Annotated in this window: 5 protein-coding genes; 2 read left to right on the plus strand and 3 right to left on the minus strand. The window is 64.9% G+C overall.

What is annotated here, in order from left to right; all coding sequences use genetic code 11:
- The coding region (locus tag EN984_RS20420; protein ID WP_127383910.1) for a glycosyltransferase at positions 1 to 984 on the minus strand (984 nt) is incomplete at its 3' end.
- A gap of 314 nt (positions 985 to 1,298) precedes the next feature.
- Between EN984_RS20420 and EN984_RS20425 the strand changes: the two genes are divergently transcribed.
- Both EN984_RS20425 and EN984_RS20430 read left to right on the plus strand, forming a co-directional pair.
- A complete protein-coding gene (locus EN984_RS20425; RefSeq protein WP_164749030.1) occupies positions 1,299 to 2,468 on the plus strand; it encodes a DUF1972 domain-containing protein in 1,170 nt (389 codons plus the stop codon).
- Positions 2,465 to 3,727, plus strand: coding sequence for a cellulase family glycosylhydrolase (locus tag EN984_RS20430; RefSeq protein ID WP_127270842.1), 1,263 nt, complete (start codon positions 2,465 to 2,467; stop codon positions 3,725 to 3,727). Before EN984_RS20425 ends, EN984_RS20430 begins: the two co-directional genes overlap by 4 nt.
- Here the strand turns inward: EN984_RS20430 and EN984_RS20435 are convergent.
- On the minus strand, positions 3,690 to 5,021 hold the full coding sequence (locus EN984_RS20435; protein WP_127272565.1) for a VpsF family polysaccharide biosynthesis protein: 1,332 nt from the start codon (positions 5,019 to 5,021) through the stop codon (positions 3,690 to 3,692). The two genes, EN984_RS20430 and EN984_RS20435, sit on opposite strands and share 38 nt — an antisense overlap.
- A 1-nt stretch (position 5,022) precedes the next feature.
- Positions 5,023 to 5,669 (minus strand): tyrosine-protein kinase family protein (locus tag EN984_RS20440; protein WP_164765549.1); only part of this gene is annotated, 647 nt, incomplete at its 5' end.

A 5,669-nucleotide genomic window follows, 5' to 3' on the forward strand; every position in this document is an offset into this window, starting at 1 on the left:
CTGCAATTTCGCGCCAAGAGCTGCTGCGTCGCCGGGCGGAACATGCCAGCCGGTCTCCCCGTCGCTGACCACTTCCACCAGCCCGCCTATCGCCGACACAAGCGGCGGCCGGCCGTATGCCATCGCCTCGATGGCGACGCGGCCCAGCGATTCCGGACGCCGCGACGGCACGGTGACGATATCGGCCCATCGATAATGCTCCGAAGGGTCGGGAATGAAAGGCAGGACTCTGACGCGCCCGGTAAGCCCCATGGTTTCGACCAGTTCGGCAAGCGCATGCTCGCGCTCGGTGCTTTCGAAGGCGCCGCCGACCAGCCGCACCTCGATCCTCGACTGGAGTTCTGCCGGCATCGCGGCGATCGCCTCCAGCAGGATTTCCTGCCCCTTGATCCGGTTGATGCGGCCGAGCAGCAGCACCCGCAATGGGCGCTTGCCGTCATAGGTGGTCGGTTCGACCGCCGCCGGCCCGGCAACGCCGTTGTAGACGACATGCGTGCGCGCGGTCTTGGGATCGCCGAAAGCGGCGCGCGTCGCGCGCGAGTTGAAGATCAGATCGGCATGGCTCCAGCGCATCAGGCCGACGAGTATCCTGCGCATGGCGCCTTCGGGGATTTCGTGGATGTGCAGGACGGCCTTTTGGGGAAGAAGGCGTGCGGCCAGCGCGTAGTCGGCCACGATCGAGGTGTTGACATAGACGAGGTCGCAATCCTTGAGCCGCCGCCACGCCCTGAACACGGCAATTGGCAATCGCGCCATCTCGACGGTCGCAAGGCGCGCAATGGCCTGGCGCCTCAGCACCCACAGCGGTTCGAATACGATCCGGCTGGCATGCGCTTCCAGAATCCGCACGATCGGCCCGCTACGTGGCAAAACCACTTCGATGTCGGCCGACGGAAACGCGGCGCGCAGCGCGGCAACGCTCTCCGCAAAGCTGCGGTCAGAACCATAGAGTTCATAACCCTGATGAACGCAGGCAATCCGCATCTTTATATCCCGCCGGGTGCTACAACCATCGCGCTGGGCGATTGTGGCAGAAGCCCGTCCGCAAGAATCATGCCTGGTTCGATACGCCCGACTGCCGGCCGTACGCCCCAGGCATTGCTTCGTTTCGATACAGCTACGCACAGAAGGGTTGACCGAGAATGAAACAACCATCGGCTTCAACACCGTTTTTTTACAACCCCGCGCGATGATCCCTCGCAGGATACCGAAATCGGGAGGTGGCACGGAAGTTGCCATCTGCTCATTATAAATTAAGCAATATCTAATGTATGAGACATGTGAAAGTGCCGCCGGCCATGAAACCAGAAACGCCCGCCATTCTGATCCTGGGGACCCGCGGCATACCCGCGGCCCATGGCGGCTTTGAAACCTTTGCCGAAAAACTGGCGCTGTTTCTTGTCGGGCGCGGTTGGAAAGTCGGCGTCTATTGCCAGGATGAGGTCGAGCGGATCGACCAGAGGGTGCGCAGCGAAACCTGGCGCGGCATCGAGCTCATTCACATCCAGGTTGCCTCCAAGGGACCGCGCGCGACGCTGGAATTCGACTGGCAATGCGCCCGCGACGCCGCCCGGCGACCGGGCGTTTGCCTGGTGCTCGGCTACAATGGCGCGGTCTTCCTGACCTGGCTCAGGCTGAAGCGACGCAAGATCTTCACCAACATGGACGGCATCGAGTGGCGCCGCCCAAAATGGGGAATGGCGGCGCGAACCTGGTTCTGGCTCAACGAATGGATCGGCGCATGGGCCTCGCATCGGCTGGTCGCCGATCATCCCGCCATCGCAGATCACCTGGCGACGCGCCGGCCGCGCAGCGCCATCGCCACCATCGCCTATGGCGCCGATCCGGTGACATCGGCGCCCGAGGCGCCGGTCCGGGCGCTCGGCCTCGAGCCCGGGCGCTATCTCATCTCGATCGCGCGCATCGAACCCGACAACAACATCCTGCCAATCGTCGAAGCTTTTTGCTCCGCCAAGCGCGACATGAAGCTGGTAGTGCTGGGAACGCTGTCCGACGACATCCCCTATCATGCCGCCATCCGCAAGGCGGCGAATGGCTCGGTGGTCCTGCCGGGCGCCATCTACGACCAGGCGACGGTCAAGGCGCTCAGATACCACGCCCGCTCCTATCTGCATGGCCACACGGTCGGCGGCACCAACCCGTCGCTGGTCGAGGCGCTGGCGGCCGGCAACATGGTGATCGCCCACGACAATCCCTACAACAGATGGACCGCCGGAGCTGCGGCGATCTACTTCACCGACAAGGACAGTTGCGCCAAGCGGATGCAGCAGGCGCTGGACAATGACGCCTTGGTCAAGGCCTGCGGCGTTGCCGCCAGGGCGCGCGCTCAGGAAGCCTTTCGCTGGGACGATGTCCTGCTCGCCTATGAAAATGAGGCCTATCATTTGCTCGGCATGACCGCCGCCAAGACCACCGCGATGGATCATGCATCGCCAGGAACCGTATGACAGGCTGGTCGCGCCGGCGGGTGCTGCGGACGGCGCTGTCCACCGCGGCGGCTCTCGGCTCGCTCCCGGTCGCACCAATCGCTCGCGCAGCCGCCGGGCCGCGATTTCGGCGCGGCGTCAACGCCTGGCCCTGGTTCTCGCTGACGCGCGAATTTCCCGCTCCGCGCACCGACTATGACTGGCCGCCCTTCCAGTCGCAACGGCCGGTGCCGACCCCGGACGACCTGCGTCGGCTGCGCGAGACCGGGCTCGATTTCATCCGACTGCCTGTTGATCCCGGCCCTTTCCTGGCCGCCGACGCCACCACGCGCAGCCGGTTGCTGGACATGCTGGATGCCGCTGTCACGGCCACCCTCCACGCCGATCTCGGCATCATCGTCAACATCCAGGCCAATGCAGCCACCCATTACTGGAACCCCGACCGCATGGTCTCCAGCACCGCCGCACCCGCGTTCGATCTCTACCGCGGGCTGGTCGGCGAGCTTGCCGGCAGGCTGGCGCGGTTCCAGCCCGGCAGGGTGGCGCTCGAGCCGGTCAACGAGCCGGCGCAGGCCTGCGCGTCGAACGTCTGGTCGCAGATCCAGCTTTCACTTCTGACGGCGGCAAGAGCATCGGCCGCGACCCTGCCGCTGGTCGTCACCGGCGGCTGCGGCTCGATGGTGAGCGGACTGACAGCGCTCGATCCGGCACCGCTGTCCCCGTTCGAGCCGATCCTGTTCACCTTCCACTTCTATGAGCCCTATCTGTTCAGCCATCAGGGGGCACCCTGGATGCGCGAGCCCGTCTACCGGTCGCTCAACAATGTGCCGTGGCCGGCATCTGCCGGCTCGCTGGAACAGACGCTGGCATCGGTCAGGGCGCGCATGGCGCAGGACACCGAAATCCCTGAAGACGCCAAGCAGGCAGCCTATGCCGATACCGAGCGTGTGCTGAAAGTCTATTTCGACGCCCGGCCCGACCGCTGGTTTGTCGACAAATATCTTCGCCAGGTTCGCGACTGGGCCGACGGCCACGGCCTTGCGCCGGAACGCATCATCATGGGCGAGTTCGGCGCGCTGCGCACCGACGCCCGCTATGTCGCCGCCCCCAATCCGGATCGCGCGCGCTACATCGCCGATGTCAGACGGAGCGCCGAGGAACTCGGCTTCGCTTGGGCACTGTGGGATCTCTTCGATGGCATGGGCATGATGGACGACACCACCCGGGCACTGGACCCCGATATCATCGCGGCGCTTGGCCTGACCATGCCGGCGGACTGACGGGCCTGAACGCTGCCCGCGTCGGCCGGTAAAGCACCAGCGCCAGCACCACGAACTTGGTCAGCAGCGTCGTCTTCGACGCGACGCTTTCCGAGGTGTTGATCAGAATGACCCAGCCCAGCATCGGCAGCCAGATGCCGGGATGGCAGCGGCGCGCCACCTCGAACAGGAACAGCACGAAGCCGAACGTCAGCAAAAGGGTGAAGAAGGCGCCCTGATAGAGGACGGTGCGGATAATCGGGTTCTCGATGCCCTGTTCGAGACCGTTGATGCGGCGCAGGCTGTCAATCAGGTCGACATCCGGCCCCACGATCAGATCGCGTAATTCCAGGTGCTTGAAGAGCTCGAACATCTCGACGCGGGCATTGGCGCTGCCGCTGTCCGACACGAAGCGCTCCAGCAGCGCATCGAAAAAGCCATAATATGCCGCCACGATGATGACGACCGGCAGCAGCGCGGCAAGCATGAAGCCGAGTGCCGCACCCAAGAGATTGACGCGTCCCCGGCGCAATTTGCTGATGCCCTTGGAAAGCAGATAGCAACCGCCCAGCACAATCGTCATCACCATCGCCGAACGGCCGCCGAACGCGACAAGTGCCGCGCATTGCAGGCCGATCAATCCTATCCGCACAGGCGTCGACAGGGATCTGGCACCGGAGAGCAGCGCAAGCACGTAGATCGACGTCACCATGGCATTGGCGAGCGGATGTCCCTGCAGCGCGCTCGAGCGCAGATCGGTGGTAAACGCCACGCCGTCGAGGCGATAGGGGAAGATAAGCGTCTTGGTGGCGAACTCGAAAAGGGCAAGCAGCGCATTCGCCGTCATGACAACGTGAACGACGGTCTGCAGCCCGGCGAATGTCCGTTCGTCGTCCTCGCTGAGCATCAGCACCAGAAGTGCCGCGGCCACGAACGTATCGATCATGCCAGCCATGCCGGGCCGCTGCCTGGCGATGACGACGAACAAAAGCACGATCGATATGGCGGCCATCAGCGCGCTGGCCGGCCGCCTGTCGGCGAGATGGACGATATAGCCGACCGGATTGCCTGACGCACAGGAGCGCCAGGCAAACAAGAGGACGATGAGATAGGTGGACGGGTGGATCTTGGTCGCCGGGTTGCCGAACAGGCCATCATAATTGTAGCCGACCAGCCACAGCATGCCGCCCGAGATGCCGAACAGCACCGCTACCGCCGCGATCAGTCCGAAGCGCGTCAGCGCATCGAGCGACGTGCCGGCGCGGGGTGCGGCAGCACCATGGTTCGAAGCGCTTGCGCTCCAACTGGCAGCCATATCAGGCGGCCTCGTCGACCAGCAAGGCGGCCGTCGGCAACCGCCCCATGACGGAAACCGCCTGCGCGGTCGTCGTGACGTCGCGCATCGGGGTGGCGTTCAGCGTGGCGACGAGTACGATCTCGTCGGCCATGGCGACCAGCGGCGAGGCATTGAGATTGTCGGCCAGCGCGCCGCCGTCGATGACGACGAGTTCGAAGCTCCGGCTGGCCCGGGCCAGCATCTGCTGCGCAAAATAGATGCCATGCGCTTCCTGGAAAACCGCCTTTGAGCGGCCCCTGCCCAGCACGGCAACGTTGCTGCCGGCGGCGTAATGGCTGACGGCCTCAAAGGCGTACTCGCCGCGCAGCACATCGAGGATCCCCGGCTGCGGATCCTTCTGGTCGCCGCCGCCGGCATTGGCATCGATGAACAGCACCCGGCTGCCCCTGGACGCCGCGGCATTGGCCAGCAGCCGCGCCACCCGGCTGCGCTGCGCGCCCTCGCCCGGCGACGATGTCACCAGGATGGAAGGCACCAGCGGCCAGTCCGCCGGACGCTGGCCCGAACTGAACATGCGCCTCAGCGCAAGGCCGACAACGGCGTCGGTCTTCTGGCTGGAGGCGGCGGCCGAACTTGCGCCGAAAGGCCACCAGCGCCACCCAGTGC

Origin of the sequence: Mesorhizobium sp. M7A.F.Ca.CA.004.12.1.1 (assembly GCF_003997835.1) — a bacterium.
GTDB lineage: Bacteria > Pseudomonadota > Alphaproteobacteria > Rhizobiales > Rhizobiaceae > Mesorhizobium.

Bases quoted from the DNA above. Each gene is read 5' to 3' on its own strand.
- EN984_RS20425 (WP_164749030.1), top strand. From the start codon at position 1,299: ATGAAACCAGAAACGCCCGCCATTCTGATCCTGGGGACCCGCGGCATA.
- EN984_RS20430 (WP_127270842.1), top strand. From the start codon at position 2,465: ATGACAGGCTGGTCGCGCCGGCGGGTGCTGCGGACGGCGCTGTCCACC.
- EN984_RS20435 (WP_127272565.1), bottom strand. From the start codon at position 5,021: ATGGCTGCCAGTTGGAGCGCAAGCGCTTCGAACCATGGTGCTGCCGCA.